We start from the raw sequence: 15,690 nt of genomic DNA, 5'->3' as shown, positions 1-15,690 counted from the left end.
GGCCGCGGCTCCTGACGTCGGATGCCGGTTCCCTCAGCTCACCAGCAGGGCACTGTCCCATGACGTGGCCGGTGCGTTCCCCGTGGCGTAGGTGTGGAGGGCTAGGGCGACGCCCGCTGCTCCTTCCAGGAAGCCGGGGCGGTCGAGAGGGCGGGGCGCGAGCGAGTGGCGGTAGCGGAAACCGAACGGCGCCTCGGGGTCGAACCCGCCCATCACCCGCACCGCCAGCGAGTCGGCGACGGCGTGGTAGCCCGGGTCTTCGCTGTCGTGTGCCATGCGCAGGACGATCTGGAGCAGGCCCGCCCAGCCGTGGCACAGCGCGGAGTCGAGGATCAGCTCGTCGCTCGCCGCCGCCAGCGCGCCCCGCAGGGCGGCGTGCGCGTCGGCGCGCCAGTCCGCGCGGTCGAGTGCGGTGCCGGCCAGGTACACGGCCCGCGCCGCGCCGGCGGCGCCGTAGCACCACGAGTCCCGTCCACGCTCCGGCGGTTCCCCGCTGTCGAGGTGTGCCGCCGTGATCAGGTGCGGCCAGCGCGGGCCGGCCTCGTCGGTCGTGCGCCAGCGGGACAGCAGCGCCATGATCCGCTCGATGGCCTCGTCCTGGCGGTCCACCCGGAACCCCGCCCGCCAGGTGACCGAGAGGAGCGCGAGCGGCCCGCAGACACCGTGGGCGACACCGAAGTTGGCGTGCTCGGCGAGGCCGTGCCCCAGACCGTCGGTGATCCACCAGGCGGGCAGCCGGGTGCCGTGGCGCGCGATGTCGTCCGCGGTCGCCACTGCCACCAGCGACTCCAGCACATCCGTCAGCGCGAGCCCCGCCGCCTGCCGCACGTCCGGCTCGGCCGCCGACGTGTACCGGGCCAGCAGGTAGCGGCCGATGCCGGTGGTGCCGCCGAGAACGTCGTAGCGGTCCCACGCGCCGATCGGCTCGCCGGCGCGCACCCGCTCCCGGTCGGCCCGCGCGCGCTCGCGGACCTGGTCGGTGATGTGCCGGTCGAGGCCGGCCAGCATCGTGGCGTAGCCGCCGAATCCGGTGGCCGCGGTGTGCCCGGCGAACGCGAGGGCCACCATGCCGCCGAACAGCGACTGCGGCAGCAGCCGGATCCCGCTGCCGAGCGCCGCGGACAAGTGGGCGTGCGCCCGACCGCGCAGCTCCGGCTCCCCGGCGGCCAGCTCCGCGAAGAGCAGCCCCACTCCGGGGTGACCGTCGAGGAGCAGCAGCGGCTCCCACACCGGCCGCGGGGCACCCGGATACCGCATCAGGTTGTCCGGCGCGCCGGCGATCCCGGCCACCCGGCCGGGCTCCGCCAGCCGGCCGGCGACCTCGGCGACGATCCTGGCGGCCGCCTGCCGGTGGGCCGGCGCCCGGTCAGTCGGTGTCGGTGCGGGTGAGGGCACGGAAACTCTCCAACTCCTGCAGCATGCGACGGACTTCCGCGCGTTGCGGCACGGGCAGGTCGCTCACCCGCACCACGTCGCCGGCGTTCAGCCGGTCGAGGACCGCGAGGGCCGCGGCGCCGGCCGGGCCGGACGAGACGTTGCCGTTCGCGGCGAACCTGCGGGCGCCGTCGCCGGGCGCGGCCAGCAGGGGGGCGCAGGCACGGACGGGGGTGTCGTCGTCGAGCGGGCGCGGTCCGGCGGGCGGCCGGGTCGGCCAGAACCCGCCCGCCGTCCTGACCCGCAGGGCCAGGGAGGTGGCCCGGTCGGCGAACCGGTCCGCGCCCAGACACTCCGCGAAGGCGTCCACCGCGTCGGCGAGGGCCGTGGGCAGCGCACCGGACAGCTGCCCGTCCGGACCGGCATCCGGGGTGAACAGCGGGGCCGACGCCACCGGTTCGGTGCCCCGGAAGAGGTCTTTGATCTCGTAGTACGGCCGGTGCTCGCGGCGGGGGATGCCCACGTTGACGCTCGTCGCCGGTGCGTCGCCGGCGCTCTCCCCGACGTGGTAGTACCGCGCCGGCCAGTAGAGCAGGTCTCCCGGCTCGACCTCGGCGACGAACGAGGACGCCAGGTACGGCTGGTAGTCGAGGATCGTGTGCACCGGGTCCGACCAGGGGCGCTCCGCCCAGAACCGCATCCGCTTGGTGCCCCGCACACAGAACATGAAGGTCGCGAAGCGGTCCTGGTGCACGCCGACCGGGCTGTGCTCGTAGGAGCCGTGGAACAGCGTGGAGCCCGCGGTGTGCGTCGGCTGCCCGACCCGCTCCCACAGCCCGGCGTAGAACCGCTGCGCGCGGGCCCACAAGGGGTGGGAGAAGGCGTGGAAGCGATGCACCACGAGGGCGTAGCGCTGCCGGTCCAACCGGTCGGCCATGCGCCGTTCGTAGCTGTCGAACGAGCCGTCCGACCGTTCCGGCAGACAGTCGCGCGGCTGCGTCTGCTGTCGCCGCTCCACGAAGAACTGCACGTTCCCCGGCACGGCGAGCGGATGCGGCGGCCTGCTGCCCAGCACGGCGGCCTCGAACACCTCCGCCTCGTCGAACGGTGCCCCGCCGACACCCTTGTACAGCACGGGTTCCCGGTCCCAGAACCGGTCGGTGAAGGTGTCCCAGTCGAAGGACGTCCCGGTGGTCACCGTCAGCACGGTCTCGGCCGTCTCGGTCGGCTTCGTCATCGCGCGGGCACCTCGACCACGTCGATGCCGCGCAGCCGGTACAGCTTGTCCAGCAGCGCGAGCACGCTCTCGTCGTTCGCGCCGTCCCCGCCGAGGGCTCGGCACACGTCGGCGACGCTGGTCTCCTCGCCCTCGCGCAGCGCGGCGAACACGCGGTCGCCCGCCGCCGTCGGCAGGGTGAAGACGTTCCCGTTGACGGCCCATACGACGCGGCCCGGCCCGTCGGGCATCCGGACGATCTCGCCCGACCGGCGGATCCGGGTCCGCCGGGTCATCGGGGTGCCCTCGCGTGGCACCGGAATCGGTTCGAGACCGGCGGCGGAACGCAGCGCGGCCCAGCGGACCCGCAGCGTCCTGCGCAGCTGCTCGCCCTCGACGGCCGTGCGCAACTCGTCGCCGAGCGCGGTCAGCCGGGGCAGTACCCCGTCCGGCTCGTCGACGCGGGATCCGGGGCCGAACGGGAAGCAGGGCACGGTCTCGTCGTTGCCGTGCCGGCCGTGCACCAGTTCGGCGAGCAGGTCCCGCAGGGCGGTGAACGGCAGTCGCCGGTCGACGGGGATCCGCAGGCGCAAGGCCACGCACCCGTCGCGGTAGGTGTCGACGTGCCGCCGGTCGCCCGGCCAGTAGAGCAGCTCTCCGGCGCCGGCGCCCAGGGTGCGCACGCCGTCCGGCTCCCGGTCCGGGTCGGCGATCGCGGCCGGTGGGGGGCCGGCGGCCTCGTCCCACAGCCGTACGTCCATCCGCCCGCGCAGCACCCAGGTCAGGGCCGCGTGCGTCGGTGCCCCGGTCGCGCCGGCGTGCTCGGTGAACCGGTCGCCGATCAGCACCTCGGCCTCCACCGGGAGGTTGGGCCAGCCGACCTCCCGCCACAGTCCGCGGATCGCGTCCCGTACGGCGGACCAGAGCGCGAAGTCCAGGAGCAGCGGCTGGCTCACCGTCAGCAGATAGCCGTGTCCGGCCACGTCGGTGTCCAGCCGGTCCAGGTAGTCGTCGAGAGTCCGGTCGGTGCTGTCGGGCAGCAGCGGGCCCGGGGCGCGCAGCCGGCCGTCTCCGACCAGGAACCGGACGTCGGGCATCACCCAGAACCGGGTGCCGGCGCGGAACGGGGCGCAGGACCGGACGGTCAGCGCGTGGATCCGGTCGAGGGTCACCGGTGGCCGGGCGCCCAGCCGGGCGGGCCGCCTGTCCCAGTACCGCTGCCCGAACAGCGCCCAGTCGACGTCGTCGGATGCCTGCCGAACCTCGTGGGTCAGCGTGGTCATGATGCTTCCCTCCCGGTCAGGGGGAACCGCTGCCGGATCCGGTCGGCGTACTCCGCCAGGGGCTCCATGCCCATCGAGGCGCGCCGGCGGTCCACGTCGCCCGGCTCCTCGATCCGGTACGGCACCAGTTCCCCGGCCACCGGCTCGAACTTCGTGCCGTACACCTGGGGAAGGCCGTCGGCGAGCCGCAGTTCGTCGGTGAGGTAGGCGACTTCCCGCCACGGGAGGTCACCGTCCGCGGCCGCCTGCCGCATGAGCTCCAGGCAGTGCCGGCGGAACTCCAGGTGGCCTCTCGCGTGCTGTACGAGGCGACTCGCGGCGGCGGCGCCCGCGGCCCCGACCAGCGTGCGCCCCGGCCACCCGTGGTCGGCCACGACCTGGGACAGCCACGTGATGCCGGCGTCGGTCAGGGTCCGCAGGCGGCGCTCGGCGGCGCCGTCGGCCATGCCGCCCTCCGCCCACGGCATCCGGAGGGCGCCGTCGAGCCGGTCGAGGCGCAGCAGCCGGCGCCGGATCTCGCCGGCGGGCGCCGGTTCGGCCGGGACGTCCGGCGCGTCCACCGCGTCGATGCGGAGCCGTACCTTCTCCCGGTTCCAGAGGTAGGTGACCCGCCGGCCCACCTCCGGCCAGTCGAAGCCGACCTGGCCCTCGGTGGGACTCTGCAGGTGCAGCCGCACGCCCAGCGACTCGTCCGTGACGACGAGCTCGGTCACGTCGTCGAAGACGTGCTCCACGGCGTCCCGGAGTGCCACTCCGAGACCGGCGAGTTCGAGGTTGGCGCCTTCGAGCAGCGCCGGCAGCGGGGGCCAGCCGCCCTCGGGTTCCGGCCGGGCGGCGACCGGAGCGGTCTCGAACGGCAGTGGCGGCGGCTCGACCCGCAGGACCGGCCCGCCCTCCAGCGAACGGACGAAGTAGGGCACGTCCATGCGCCGGAGCTGGTCGAGTTCCGCCCGGTCGAAGCGGACGTCCGGCTCGGCGGGGACCGGTGCGGCGCCGCCGCCGGACAGCCAGCGTGGCACCAGCGCGTCGAAGTACCGGAACGTGGGTTGGCGCAGCACCCGGACGTAGTGGCCGGCGGTGGCGGCCGACAGGAACTCCCGGATCGCCGGCCGTTGCCGGCACATCAGGGTCCAGGCGTCGAACATGCCGCGCAGCATCGCCGGCAGGTAGGGGCCGTACCCGGCCCGTCCTTCGGTGTCCGCGACGACGTTTCTCGTCTCGTCCCGGGCGTAGGGCCGGCGGCGGCGGTACAGGCGCAGTGTCCCCGTCGGCTCCGCGTGCCAGCACACCGGCGGGCCCTCGGCGGAGCACCAGCGTGGGGTGTTCTCCAGGCCGACGTGGTGCTGGTCGACCTCGGCGGTCCGGTCGTGCAGCAGACCGGTGTCGTAGAGCCGGGGGACCCGGCAGAAGTAGATCTCCAGGTCGATCGGGTACAGGAGTGGTTCGCGCTCGCCGGGTCTGCTCCCGGTCACCACGTTCCCGCCGATCATGTCGGTGATCCCGAAGGCGAACATCGCGGAGGTCAGCGAGCCGGCGCGGTGCCAGAAGCGCGCCGCCTCCCGCCGGGTCAGCCGGGTGCCGGTCAGCGTCCACGGCCCGGCGTCGCGGATCGGCCCCCACTGTGCGGGCGGCTCGATCCACTCCTGCCACAGGTACCCCTCGTCGGCGCCGGACCAGCACGAGAGCACCGGCAGCCGGATCTCACCGGACGCCGCGGGCGCGCTGTTGAGCAGTTCGAACAGGGACGCCGGCGCGTCGGCGGCGCCGCACGCGGTGAACAGCAGCTCGCCCGAAGCCGGACGCGGCTTGTACGCGACCCGGCCGCCGCCGGCGCAGTCGAGGCGCATCACGCGTTGGCGGCCGTTGTGGGTTTCCTCGCCGTGGGTCCACAATCCGACGACCGGCCCCCGATAGGCCGGGTCCTCGGGCCAGCAGGTATTCATGTCCCGGAGCAAGCGGTCGAGGAAGAGCGTCAGAAACGCCTCGCAGCGCGCCGCCCACTCCGCGACCCGGTCGCGGGCGTAGTGTGCCCGCCCGGTCGCGCACGCCACGAAGGCTTCCGAGACGACCGGTCCGAAAATTTCGGCGTTGGTAATGTCGAGGATTCCGGTGGTGACGACCTGCGAATAGTGCCGCGAAGCGGAATCACACCAGTCGTCCAGCCGGTCCAGCAGCGCGAGCAGCGGCGCGAACCGCCGGTCCTGAAAGGCGTGTGCGAGCATCCGCGCGTCCGCCACGCCACCGAGCAGCCGGTCGACCGTGACCGTTCCCTCCGGGCCGTCCGTGACGACCGGCGGGAACAGCCCGCCCGCGGTGCCCGCGCGGACGGCGGCGATCAACTTCCTTGCCACGGGCGGGAGTTCGGCGGGAACGTCCGTACCGGCGGCACCGGTCGGGGCGCGCATCTCCCAGAGCGGATCGACGTCCGCCGGCGCATCAGACAAAGCCGCCCTCTCAGCCCTCTCGACTCGTCGCTGCGGGACGCGGGAGCGATCCGGGTGGTGCCGCCGTCAGCGACGCCACCCGGCACGCATCAACAGCAGTAGATGCTCGCGCACGAACCGCAGGAGGTACCGCTGCCCGAATTCGTCGGGGACGCAAGCGGCGGAATTTCTTGTTCCAGATCGCCGATCACCAGGTCGAATACCTCATCGGCACTCTGGTCCGCCGTGGCCCGGCCCTTTTCCTCGACAGCCTGCATGAACACGCTCCTCCCGTGCCGAGTTATGAATGCCCGGCCCAGTCAACGGGGGTGGGATATTCATGTCAAGAGAGCCCGCTTCGCCATGTCCGCCATCAGATCCAGCCGAATTCCGACGATCTCCGGACCGTTTCAACCGGGTGGCTCACACTGATTTCGACGGCATATTCAAGATCTCCGGGAGGCAGCATGGCTCGCATCACGTCGTACGTACGCCACCGCATGGGCCGGATGCGCGGCTCCTACCTCTACCCGTACCCCGGCTGACCGCGCTCCGGCCACGCGCGGTGGCCGTGCGCTGGTGAGGGACCTCCAGGGCCGCCGCCGCGCGGTCCTGGAGTGCTGCCGGGAGAGCGCGAAGGGGCGTGATGGCGGTCGTCGACCCGGCTGGTGGGCAGCCGGAGCAGCTCATACCGTGGGCCACCGGTGCGTCCGGCGGGCAATGGCGGGCCTCGGACGCCTACGCCTACGAGCAGGACCCGGTCGGGTTCCTGTCGGAGGCGCTCGGCCGGTGCGGTGACACGTTCCGGTTCGGCCGGAACGCGGTCTTCCTCGGTGACCCGGACGAGGTGCACGCGGTCCTCACCGAGACGGGACGCGCGTTCCACACCGGACGCGACATCCTCGACGGCTTCCGCAGCAACCCGGACGAGATCACCGCCCTGTGGATGCGGGGTCGGCGGGCCGGCCGGGCCGGGCTCACGGCACGCGCGGCCTCGGCCGGGGCGCACCGCATGCGCGAGCGGATCCGCGCCGACCTGGCCGCTCTCGCCGGGCGGCCGGTGGACGCGGCCGGCGAGGCTTCCGGACTGTGCTCCCGCGCGGCGCTCGCCTACTGCCTCACCTCGGTCCCGGACGCGCTGCCCGCCCGCCTCGCGACGGCGTCCGAACGGCTCACCGGCGTTCTCGACGCGACACTTCCGCTGCCCGCCTGGGTGCCCGGCTCGGCCGCCCACCGGGCGCGTGCGGCCGTGCGTGCCCTCGCGAGCGTGCTGACGGACGTCGTCGAAGAACGCCGGCGCGGCGGCGAGCGGGGGCACGCCGAACCCGACCTGCTGGACGCGCTCCTGACGGACGCCGACGCCTCCGCCCGTCAGGCGCGGGCCGCCCTGCAGATGATCATCACCGGCACCCATGTGGTCCCCGGCGCCGCGCTCACCTGGCTGGTGGCGGAACTCGCCACCCGCGAAGGAGTGCTGGACTCCGTCCGCGCCGAAGCCGCCGCCCATGGGCTGGACGGCGACCTGCCGTACACCACCGCCGTGGTCAAGGAGTCCCTGCGGCTGCACCCGCCGGTCTGGCTGATGACCCGGGACGTCGCCCGCCCCGCCAAGGTCGCCGGGTACGACGTCGGCCCCGGCGAGCAGCTGGTGTTCAGCCCGTACCTCCTCCAGCGCGACGCCCGCTGGTGGGAGGAGCCCGACCGGTTCCGGCCCGGGCGCTGGCTGGACGAGTCACAGGCGCGCCGCGCCCGTCACGCGTACATCCCGTTCAGCGGCGGCGCCCGGATCTGCGCCGGCTACCGGCTGGGGCTTCTGCAACTCACCCAGACCGCCGCGCTGTTGGCCACCGAGTACTCCGTCGGGACCGTGGGCGACGTCGACCTCACCCCGACGTACGAGAGCGTGCTCGTGCCGACGGCGCTGCGGGTGCGGTGGGACCCGGTGCCCGCTCGGTGAGGTGCGGGGCGGACCGCGGACGAGGACGAGGACGAGGACGACCGTCGCACCACCGCTCCCCGATCACCGCCCCCGCACCGCCCGGGCCACCCGTGAACCGGCCGCCGCCCTGGGCGCGCTGTCCGGGTGGCGTCGGCGCGGATGGACCGCGTTGGTGAGGAGGATCAGGAACGTGTCCGTCGCCGGGTCGAGGACCAGGGACGTGCCCGTGAAGCCCGTGTGGCCCGCCGCGCCGCGGCCCGCGAGGTCGCCCATGAACCAGGGCTGGTCGAGCAGGAAGCCGAGGCCCGGTGGGGTGAACAGGAGGTCGACGAAGTCGGGGCCGAGGATGCGGGCCGGGCCGTAGGAGCCGCCGGCGAGGAGGGCGCGGCAGAACACCGCGAGGTCCCGGCCGGTGGAGAACAGTCCGGCGTGGCCCGCCACTCCCCCGAGCGCCCACGCGTTCTCGTCGTGCACCTCGCCCCGCAGCATGCCCCGGTCCGACTTGGCCCACGGCCGCCGCTGGTCCTCCGTCGCCGCCGCCCCGGGGCACGGCCCGAACTCCGTCGCCGTCATGCCCAGCGGCCGGGTGATGCCGTCGTGGAAGAGGACGTCCAGCGTGCGGCCGGTGATGCGCTCCAGGACGTGCTGGAGGAGGAGCATGTTGAGGTCGGAGTAGCAGTACGTGCCGGGCACCCCGACCGGTGCCTCCGCCCGGAGTGCCGCGAGGCGCTCGGCGTCGTCGGCGCAGTCGTAGAGGGGGAGTTCGGGCCGCAGGCCCGAGGTGTGGGTGAGGAGCTGGCGGACGGTGATGCCGTGCCGGGCCGCCGCCGTGAAGTCGGGCAGGTACGCCCCGACCTTCGCGTCGATGCCGAGCGTGCCGCGCTCGATCTGCTGCACGGCGGCGACCGACGTGAACAGTTTGGTGAGGGACGCCAGGTCGAAGGGCGTGGCGACGGTCATCGGGACCCGCTCCTCGGGGGGCAGTTCCACGCCGGCGTCGGTGGTCTCGTCGTAGGCCGCGTAGCGGACGGCCCAGCCCGCCGCCTCCTCGACCGCGATCACGGGGCCGCGTCCGACGACCACGACGGCCCCCGGAGCCCAGGGGCGCTGCCCGGTGGTGAGGACGTGGACCTCCCGGACGAGCCGGCGCAGTTCCGCGGGGTCGAGTCCGGCCCGTTCCGGCGTGCCGTCGCGCAGTCTCGGTGCGCTCAGCTGTCTGCTCCCTCCACACTCGCGCGGGCCCTCCAGGGACGGCACATTCCCACGAAGCAGGCCAGTGCCACCAGTGCGGCGGCCAGTTGGACGACGGCCATCGGGAGGGCGGTGTCCTCCCCGGCGACGCCGACCAGCGGGGAGGCGATCGCCCCGATGAGGAAGGAGGAGGTGCCGAGCAGGGCGGAGGCGGAGCCCGCGGCGTGCTTGGTGCGCATCAGGGCGAGGGCCTGGGTGTTGGGCAGGGTGATGCCCATCGCGGACATCAGGACGAACAGCGCGACGGCGACGGGCACGAGCCCGACCTCGCCGAACACGCCGAGGGACATCAGCAGCAGCGCGGTCGCGGCGGTGATGACGATCGCGACGCCGATGCCGAGCACCCGGTCCAGGCTGACCCGGCCGACCAGGATCTTGCCGTTGATCTGGCCGACGACGACCAGCCCGACCGAGTTCACGCCGAACAGCAGGCTGAACGTCTGCGGGGAGGCGCCGTAGATCTCCTGGATGACGAACGGGGACGCGGAGATGTAGGCGAAGAGGGCGGCGAAGGCGAAGCCGCCGGTGAGCATGTAGCCGGTGAAGGACCGGTCGGCGAGGAGGGTGCGCATCGCGCGCAGGGCCTCGCCGACGCCGCCGCTGTGCCGTTCGGCGGGCGGCAGGGTCTCGGGGAGCTTCGTCCAGACCAGGACGCCGATGAGGACGCCGATGACCGTGAGGACCGCGAACACGCCGCGCCAGTCCGTCACGCGCAGGACCTGCCCGCCGATCAGCGGCGCGACGATCGGGGCGACCCCGGAGATCAGCATGAGGGTGGAGAAGAAGCGGGCCATGGCCATGCCGTCGTACAGGTCGCGGACGACGGCCCGGGCGATGACGATGGCGGCGGCGCCCGCGAGGCCCTGAGCCAGCCGGAAGGCGACGAGGAGTTCGACGGTGGGCGCGAGCGCGCACAGGACGGTGGCGACGACGAAGACGGCGAGCCCGGCGAGCAGCGGGCGGCGGCGCCCCCACCGGTCGCTCATCGGCCCGACGACGAGCTGCCCGAGGGCCATGCCGGCCAGGCAGGCGGTGAGGGTGAGCTGGACGGTCGCGGCGGGCGCGTGCAGCGAGCGGGTGACCTCCGGCAGCGACGGGAGGTACATGTCCATCGCCAGCGGCGGTACGGCGGTCAGGCTGCCGAGGAGGAAGGTGACCAGGAGCCCGGTGCGGCGGTGCGGTGTGAGGTCGGGCCGCTCCGTCCCGGCTGCGGCCCCCTGCGCGGTCTTCGATATGGACGCCCCACCCTCGGGCATGAGTCCCTCCCTTTTCGAGTCGATCGCCACCTATGCTCTCAGCTCGTACGGACTGCTAGGGGTCACCGAGGTGAAGGCGGGGCGGGAATGACGGCGGACACGGTGCGGTGGGGGGTCCTGGCGACCGGAGGGATCGCGGCCGCGTTCACCGCGGACCTGGTCGACCTGCCGGACGCGGAGGTCGTGGCGGTGGCGTCCCGGTCGGACGAGTCGGCGAAGGCGTTCGCGGAGCGGTTCGGGATCCCCCGGGCGTACGGCGACTGGAACGCGCTCGCGCGGGACGAGGACATCGATGTCGTCTACGTCGCCACCCCGCACACGGCGCACCGGGCGGCCGCCGGGCTGTGTCTGGCGGCTGGGCGGCACGTGCTGTGCGAGAAGCCGTTCACGCTGAACGTGCGCGAGGCGGAGGAACTCGTCGCGCTGGCGCGGGAGCACGGGCGCTTCCTGATGGAGGCGATGTGGATGTACTGCAATCCCCTGGTGCGGCGCCTGAAGGCGCTGGTCGACGACGGTGCGATCGGTGAGGTGCGCAGTGTCCAGGCGGACTTCGGGCTGGCCGGCCCGTTCCCGCCGTCGCACCGGCTGCGGAACCCGGAGCTGGGCGGCGGCGCGCTGCTCGATCTCGGCGTGTACCCGGTGTCGTTCGCGCAACTGCTGCTCGGGGAGCCGTCGGACATCGCGGCGCGAGCGGTGCTCTCGGAGGAGGGCGTCGATCTCCAGACGGCTGCGGTGCTCTCCTGGGAGAGCGGCGCTCTCGGTTCGGTGCACTGCTCCATCGTGGGCGGTACGGCGACCTCCGCCTCGGTCACCGGCTCGAAGGGCCGGATCGACATTCCGCACGGCTTCTTCTTCCCGGACCGTTTCGTGCTGCACCGGGACGGCCGCGACGCCGAGGAGTTCACGGCCGACCCGGCGGACGGGCCGCGCAACAGCCTGCGGCACGAGGCACTGGAGGTCATGCGGGCCGTGCGCGCCGGTGAGACCGAGTCCCCGCTCGTGCCGCTCGACGGCACTCTCGCCGTGATGCGGACGCTCGACGCGATCCGGGACCGCGTCGGCGTCCGCTACCCGGGCGAGGCCCCGGACGAGGACCTCACGGCGGAACTCACGCCGGCGTGAGCCCCTGCTTCCCCACTTCTGTCACGAAGGACGCGGCCGTCGTGACCGGCGCCCCCTGCCGGGTCACGTACGGCACCGTCTTGAAGTCGGCGCGTGCCGCGTCCCGTCCGAGCGCGACGGTGACGTAGCCGCGCCGGCCGTTGAAGAACTTCAGGTGCGGGTTGGCGGACATGTAGGTGTCCCAGGTCGCGGGCTTGTCGGCGCCGTCGCGGCCGCTGGAGACCGAGGTCGCCACGATCTCCGTGCCGAGCGTGGCGGAGGACGGGTCGTCGAAGTCGTCCTTGATGTCGAAGGCGTAGGCGGAGTGCACGTCGCCGCTGAGCACCATCAGGTTCTCCACGCCGGCGGCCTTCGCGCCGTCCAGCACGCGGCGGCGTGAGGCGCTGTAGCCGTCCCAGGCGTCCATCGACACCCGGGACGGGGTGGTGGCGTCCATGTGCCGGCGGGCGAACAGGACCTGCTGCGGTACGACGTTCCACAGCGCCCGCGAGGAGCGCCAGCCGTCGAGCAGCCACCGCTCCTGCGTGGCACCGGTCATGGTGCGTGCCGGGTCGTCGGACTCGGGGCCGGGCACGTGCGCCTTGTCGCCGTAGGCCTGGTCGGAGCGGTACTGGCGGGTGTCCAGGACGTCGAACTGGGCGAGCCGGCCCCAGGTCAGGCGGCGGTACAGCCGCATGTCGGGTCCGGTGGGGCGCTGCGGGCGGCGCAGCGGCTGGTTCTCCCAGTAGGCGCGGTACGCGGAGGCGCGGCGCAGCAGGAACTCCTCCGGCGGAACGCTGTTCTCGGGGATGTCGTCGGCGTAGTTGTTCTCGGTCTCGTGGTCGTCCCAGGTGACGACGAACGGGTGCGCGGCGTGCGCGGCGCTCAGGTCCGGGTCGGACTTGTAGAGGGCGTACCGCAGCCGGTAGTCCTCCAGGGTGAGCGTCTCCCGGTTGAACAGGTCGGGCAGCGTGCGGTCGGTGTACTTGCGCTGGCCGCCCACCGCGTCGACGGCGTACTCGTAGAGGTAGTCGCCGAGGTGGAGGACGAGGTCGACGTCGTCGGCGGCGAGATGGGCGTACGGGGTGTAGTAGCCGTCGTGGTAGGCCTGGCAGGAGACCGCGGCGAGGGTCAGGGCCGGGACGCGGCTGCCGGGGTCGGGGGCGGTGCGGGTGCGGCCGGTGGGGCTGGTCCAGCGGCCCGCGCGGAAGCGGTAGTAGTAGACGCGGCCGGCCTCCAGGTGGTCCACCTCGACGTGGACGGTGTGGTGGAACTCGGGGTGCGCGGTGGCGGTGCCGCGCCGGGCGACGCGGCGGAACCGCTCGTCGTGGGCGAGTTCCCAGTGCACGGTGACGCGTTCGGCGGGCAGTCCGCTGTCGGCCTGGAACGGGGCGGGCGCGAGGCGGGTCCACAGGATCACGGAGGCGGGCTGCGGGTCGCCGGAGGCGACGCCGAGCGTGAAGGGGTTCTCGGTGATCCGCGCGGCGTCGAGTTCGGCGGCGGCCGCGACTCCGACGGCGGGCAGGTTGGTCGCGAAGGCCAGCGCCGCGGCGGCGCCGGTCGTGGTGAGGAAGCGGCGGCGGCCGATGTGGCGGGCGGCGGCGCGGAGTTCGGGGGCGTGCTGGGACGGGTGTGCTGCGGGTGTCATCCGGTCCTCCCCTGGCGAATGGCTGCAGGGGGCATTGGAGTGGCCGGGGACGACACCCGATTGACACGTACACAGCACTCGCGTGACGGATGGATGAGTTCCGCATGCCGGGCCCTCCCGTACGCTGCGGGCCCATGAATGCGAAGGGAAACTCAATCGCGGTGGTGACCGGGGCAGGCTCCGGCATCGGCCGGGCGGTCGCCGTGGAACTGCTGCGCGCGGGCTGGTCGGTGGCGCTGGCGGGCCGGCGCGTCGAGACGCTGGAGGAGACGGCGGCCCTGGCGCCCGAGGGCGCGGCGCTCGCCGTACGGACGGACGTCTCGCGCCCGGAGGACGTGACGGGGCTGTTCGCGGCGACCGTCGAGCGGTTCGGGCGGGTGGACCTGCTGTTCAACAACGCGGGCACGTTCGGGCCCGGCGGCGTCCCGGTCGAGGAGCTGCCCTACGAGGCCTGGCGGCACGTGGTGGACACCAACCTCAACGGGGCGTTCCTGTGCGCGCAGGCGGCGTACCGGCAGATGAAGGAGCAGGAGCCGCAGGGCGGGCGGATCATCAACAACGGCTCCATCTCGGCGCACACGCCCCGGCCGCACTCGGTGGCCTACACCGCGACCAAGCACGCGCTGACCGGTCTGACGAAGTCGCTGTCGCTGGACGGGCGTCCGTACCGGATCGCGGTGGGGCAGATCGACATCGGCAACGCGGCGACCGACATGACGGCCGGCATGCAGACGGGAGCCCTGCAGGCGAACGGGGAAGTCGCCCCGGAGCCCGTGATGGACGTCGCGGACGTGGCCCGCACGGTGCGGCACATGGCGGAACTGCCGCTGGAGGCGAATGTGCAGTTCGCGACCGTACTGGCCACGACCATGCCGTACGTCGGGCGCGGCTGAGCACGGCCCCCGCGGTCGTCAATCCGTCAACCTATACAAACGGAATATGAACGTCCGCACCATTGCGGCCGGTCGGGCACTTATGCTCAACTCGTCTACACGAAAGCTTCACAGTTGGAGCAGAAGGCTTCCGCAGGCCACACCCAGGGGGGAGGCGGCAGTCGTTCCACGGCACCGGGTGGGGGTGGACCCCGCGTGGGACCGCGGGGTGCGCACCGGTGCGCGTGGAACGACTGCCGCACACGTCGACGGGCCGTCGGCCCGGTGTCCCGCCAGGCTCATCGTCCGAGCAGCCGGTCCACCTCGGCCAGTTGGGCGGCCGTCAGCGCGCCCTTCTCCAGCGCCCCCGCGTTCTGCTCCGCCTGCGCGACCGAGCGGAAGCCGGGGATGGGGATCGTGCGCGGGCTGCGCGCCCACAGCCAGGCCAGGGCGCCCTGGGCGAGCGTCCGGCCCTCGCTGGTGAGGACGTCCCTGAGGGCGTCGACGCGGGCGAGCCACTCCGGGTCGGCGCCGGAGCCGTCCCCGAACCCCTGGAGCCAGGCCGGGGGCCTGCTGCGGATGTCGCCGGCCTCCGGCGGCTGTCCGTCCCGGCGCTTGCCGGTGAGCAGCCCCATGGCGAGCGGACTGCGGTTGATGCTCGCCAGGCCCGCCTCCTCGCACAGCCGGAGCATCGCGGGCGCGTCCTGGAGGACGTTGAGGGTGTGCTGGACGGCGGCGCAGTGCGGTCCGTCCGCGAACACCGCGGCGCGTGCCGGGTCGTCGGTGCTCCACGCGTAGGCCCGTATCAGCCCTTCGCCGACCAGTTTCTCGCACTCGTCCCGGAGCAAGGCGGCCTGCTCGGGGGCGGCGTCGGAGAGATGGAACTGGTAGAGGTCGACGTAGTCGGTGCCGAGCCGGCGCAGGGACGCGGTCAGGGCGCGGCGCAGATGGGCCGGGGAGTCGTCGCCGCCGGTGAGGGTGCGGGTCTCCTCGTCGAAGACGTTGCCCCACTTGGTGGCGACGACGACATCGGCCCGGCGCTTGCCGAGGGCCCGGCCCAGGACGCGTTCGCTGTGCCCGGCTCCGTAGGTGTCGGCCGTGTCGAAGAAGGTGACGCCCAGGTCGAGGGCGCGCCGCACCGCCCGTTCCGACTCCTCGTCGTCGACCTTGCCCCAGCCGAGCGGCTGCCCGTCGGCCCCCTGCCATTCGCCGCCGATGGCCCAGCAGCCGAAGCCGAGGGCGCTCACCTCGATGCCGCTGCTTCCCAGCGGCCGTGTGGTCTCCATGTCCGGGGATGCTAGGAGTTGGAGCGCACGCGAAGACAAGC

General features: G+C 73.4%; 12 protein-coding genes. 3 read left to right on the top strand and 9 right to left on the bottom strand.

The features are described from left to right. Positions 1-33: 33 nt before the first annotated feature. The 5 genes from ABZ948_RS16075 to ABZ948_RS16055 all read right to left on the bottom strand — a co-directional run bounded on the left by ABZ948_RS16075 (position 34) and on the right by ABZ948_RS16055 (position 6,574). Entirely contained in the window at positions 34-1,395 is a 1,362-nt protein-coding gene (locus tag ABZ948_RS16075; protein ID WP_359759935.1) for a lanthionine synthetase C family protein, read from the bottom strand. Further along, positions 1,367-2,611: a JmjC domain-containing protein gene (locus ABZ948_RS16070; RefSeq protein ID WP_435857512.1), complete on the bottom strand. Its 1,245-nt coding sequence runs from the start codon at positions 2,609-2,611 to the stop codon at positions 1,367-1,369. Before ABZ948_RS16070 ends, ABZ948_RS16075 begins: the two co-directional genes overlap by 29 nt. Further along, complete coding sequence (locus ABZ948_RS16065; protein WP_359759933.1) at positions 2,608-3,873, bottom strand: hypothetical protein; 1,266 nt, start codon at positions 3,871-3,873, stop codon at positions 2,608-2,610. Before ABZ948_RS16065 ends, ABZ948_RS16070 begins: the two co-directional genes overlap by 4 nt. Beyond that, the gene (locus tag ABZ948_RS16060; RefSeq protein WP_359759931.1) at positions 3,870-6,278 is read right to left on the bottom strand and encodes a DUF6624 domain-containing protein; all 2,409 of its coding nucleotides are present in this window, start codon (positions 6,276-6,278) and stop codon (positions 3,870-3,872) included. The genes ABZ948_RS16065 and ABZ948_RS16060 overlap by 4 nt, the downstream gene beginning before the upstream one ends. A 128-nt stretch (positions 6,279-6,406) precedes the next feature. Next, positions 6,407-6,574: a hypothetical protein gene (locus ABZ948_RS16055; protein WP_359759929.1), complete on the bottom strand. Its 168-nt coding sequence runs from the start codon at positions 6,572-6,574 to the stop codon at positions 6,407-6,409. Positions 6,575-6,942: 368 nt separating this feature from the next. On the opposite strand from ABZ948_RS16055, the gene ABZ948_RS16050 reads away from it, so the two are divergent. Beyond that, positions 6,943-8,253, top strand: a complete 1,311-nt coding sequence (locus ABZ948_RS16050) for a cytochrome P450 (RefSeq protein ID WP_359759927.1) — start codon at positions 6,943-6,945, stop codon at positions 8,251-8,253. Positions 8,254-8,316: 63 nt separating this feature from the next. On the opposite strand, the gene ABZ948_RS16045 is transcribed toward ABZ948_RS16050, so the two are convergent. Together ABZ948_RS16045 and ABZ948_RS16040 are read right to left on the bottom strand one after the other, a co-directional pair. Further along, positions 8,317-9,492 (bottom strand): serine hydrolase domain-containing protein, encoded by a 1,176-nt coding sequence (locus ABZ948_RS16045; RefSeq protein ID WP_359759925.1) that lies wholly within the window; start codon positions 9,490-9,492, stop codon positions 8,317-8,319. Further along, positions 9,444-10,742 (bottom strand): multidrug effflux MFS transporter, encoded by a 1,299-nt coding sequence (locus ABZ948_RS16040; RefSeq protein WP_359759923.1) that lies wholly within the window; start codon positions 10,740-10,742, stop codon positions 9,444-9,446. The genes ABZ948_RS16045 and ABZ948_RS16040 overlap by 49 nt, the downstream gene beginning before the upstream one ends. A gap of 87 nt (positions 10,743-10,829) precedes the next feature. Between ABZ948_RS16040 and ABZ948_RS16035 the strand changes: the two genes are divergently transcribed. Then, positions 10,830-11,864 carry a Gfo/Idh/MocA family protein gene (locus ABZ948_RS16035; RefSeq protein ID WP_359759921.1) on the top strand — a complete coding sequence of 345 codons (1,035 nt, stop codon included), beginning with the start codon at positions 10,830-10,832 and terminating at the stop codon, positions 11,862-11,864. Here the strand turns inward: ABZ948_RS16035 and ABZ948_RS16030 are convergent. After that, complete coding sequence (locus ABZ948_RS16030; protein ID WP_359759920.1) at positions 11,851-13,491, bottom strand: alkaline phosphatase D family protein; 1,641 nt, start codon at positions 13,489-13,491, stop codon at positions 11,851-11,853. The two genes, ABZ948_RS16035 and ABZ948_RS16030, sit on opposite strands and share 14 nt — an antisense overlap. Before the next feature lie 134 nt (positions 13,492-13,625). Here ABZ948_RS16030 and ABZ948_RS16025 point away from each other — a divergent pair, with 134 nt between their 5' ends. Further along, the gene (locus ABZ948_RS16025) at positions 13,626-14,384 is read left to right on the top strand and encodes an SDR family oxidoreductase (protein WP_359759918.1); all 759 of its coding nucleotides are present in this window, start codon (positions 13,626-13,628) and stop codon (positions 14,382-14,384) included. A 278-nt stretch (positions 14,385-14,662) separates the two neighbouring features. On the opposite strand, the gene ABZ948_RS16020 is transcribed toward ABZ948_RS16025, so the two are convergent. Continuing rightward, a complete protein-coding gene (locus ABZ948_RS16020; protein ID WP_359759917.1) occupies positions 14,663-15,649 on the bottom strand; it encodes an aldo/keto reductase in 987 nt (328 codons plus the stop codon). Positions 15,650-15,690 lie beyond the last annotated feature (41 nt).

This window comes from Streptomyces olindensis (genome assembly GCF_040645895.1).
In the GTDB taxonomy this organism is placed as follows: domain Bacteria; phylum Actinomycetota; class Actinomycetes; order Streptomycetales; family Streptomycetaceae; genus Streptomyces; species Streptomyces olindensis.
Note: the sequence above shows the minus strand (reverse complement) of the source record. Positions and strands in the feature narration are given on the sequence as shown.

Bases quoted from the DNA above. Each gene is read 5' to 3' on its own strand.
- ABZ948_RS16060 (WP_359759931.1), bottom strand. From the start codon at position 6,278: ATGCGCGCCCCGACCGGTGCCGCCGGTACGGACGTTCCCGCCGAACTC.
- ABZ948_RS16030 (WP_359759920.1), bottom strand. From the start codon at position 13,491: ATGACACCCGCAGCACACCCGTCCCAGCACGCCCCCGAACTCCGCGCC.
- ABZ948_RS16070 (WP_435857512.1), bottom strand. From the start codon at position 2,611: ATGACGAAGCCGACCGAGACGGCCGAGACCGTGCTGACGGTGACCACC.
- ABZ948_RS16035 (WP_359759921.1), top strand. From the start codon at position 10,830: ATGACGGCGGACACGGTGCGGTGGGGGGTCCTGGCGACCGGAGGGATC.
- ABZ948_RS16025 (WP_359759918.1), top strand. From the start codon at position 13,626: ATGAATGCGAAGGGAAACTCAATCGCGGTGGTGACCGGGGCAGGCTCC.
- ABZ948_RS16055 (WP_359759929.1), bottom strand. From the start codon at position 6,574: ATGCAGGCTGTCGAGGAAAAGGGCCGGGCCACGGCGGACCAGAGTGCC.
- ABZ948_RS16050 (WP_359759927.1), top strand. From the start codon at position 6,943: ATGGCGGTCGTCGACCCGGCTGGTGGGCAGCCGGAGCAGCTCATACCG.
- ABZ948_RS16065 (WP_359759933.1), bottom strand. From the start codon at position 3,873: ATGACCACGCTGACCCACGAGGTTCGGCAGGCATCCGACGACGTCGAC.
- ABZ948_RS16040 (WP_359759923.1), bottom strand. From the start codon at position 10,742: ATGCCCGAGGGTGGGGCGTCCATATCGAAGACCGCGCAGGGGGCCGCA.
- ABZ948_RS16020 (WP_359759917.1), bottom strand. From the start codon at position 15,649: ATGGAGACCACACGGCCGCTGGGAAGCAGCGGCATCGAGGTGAGCGCC.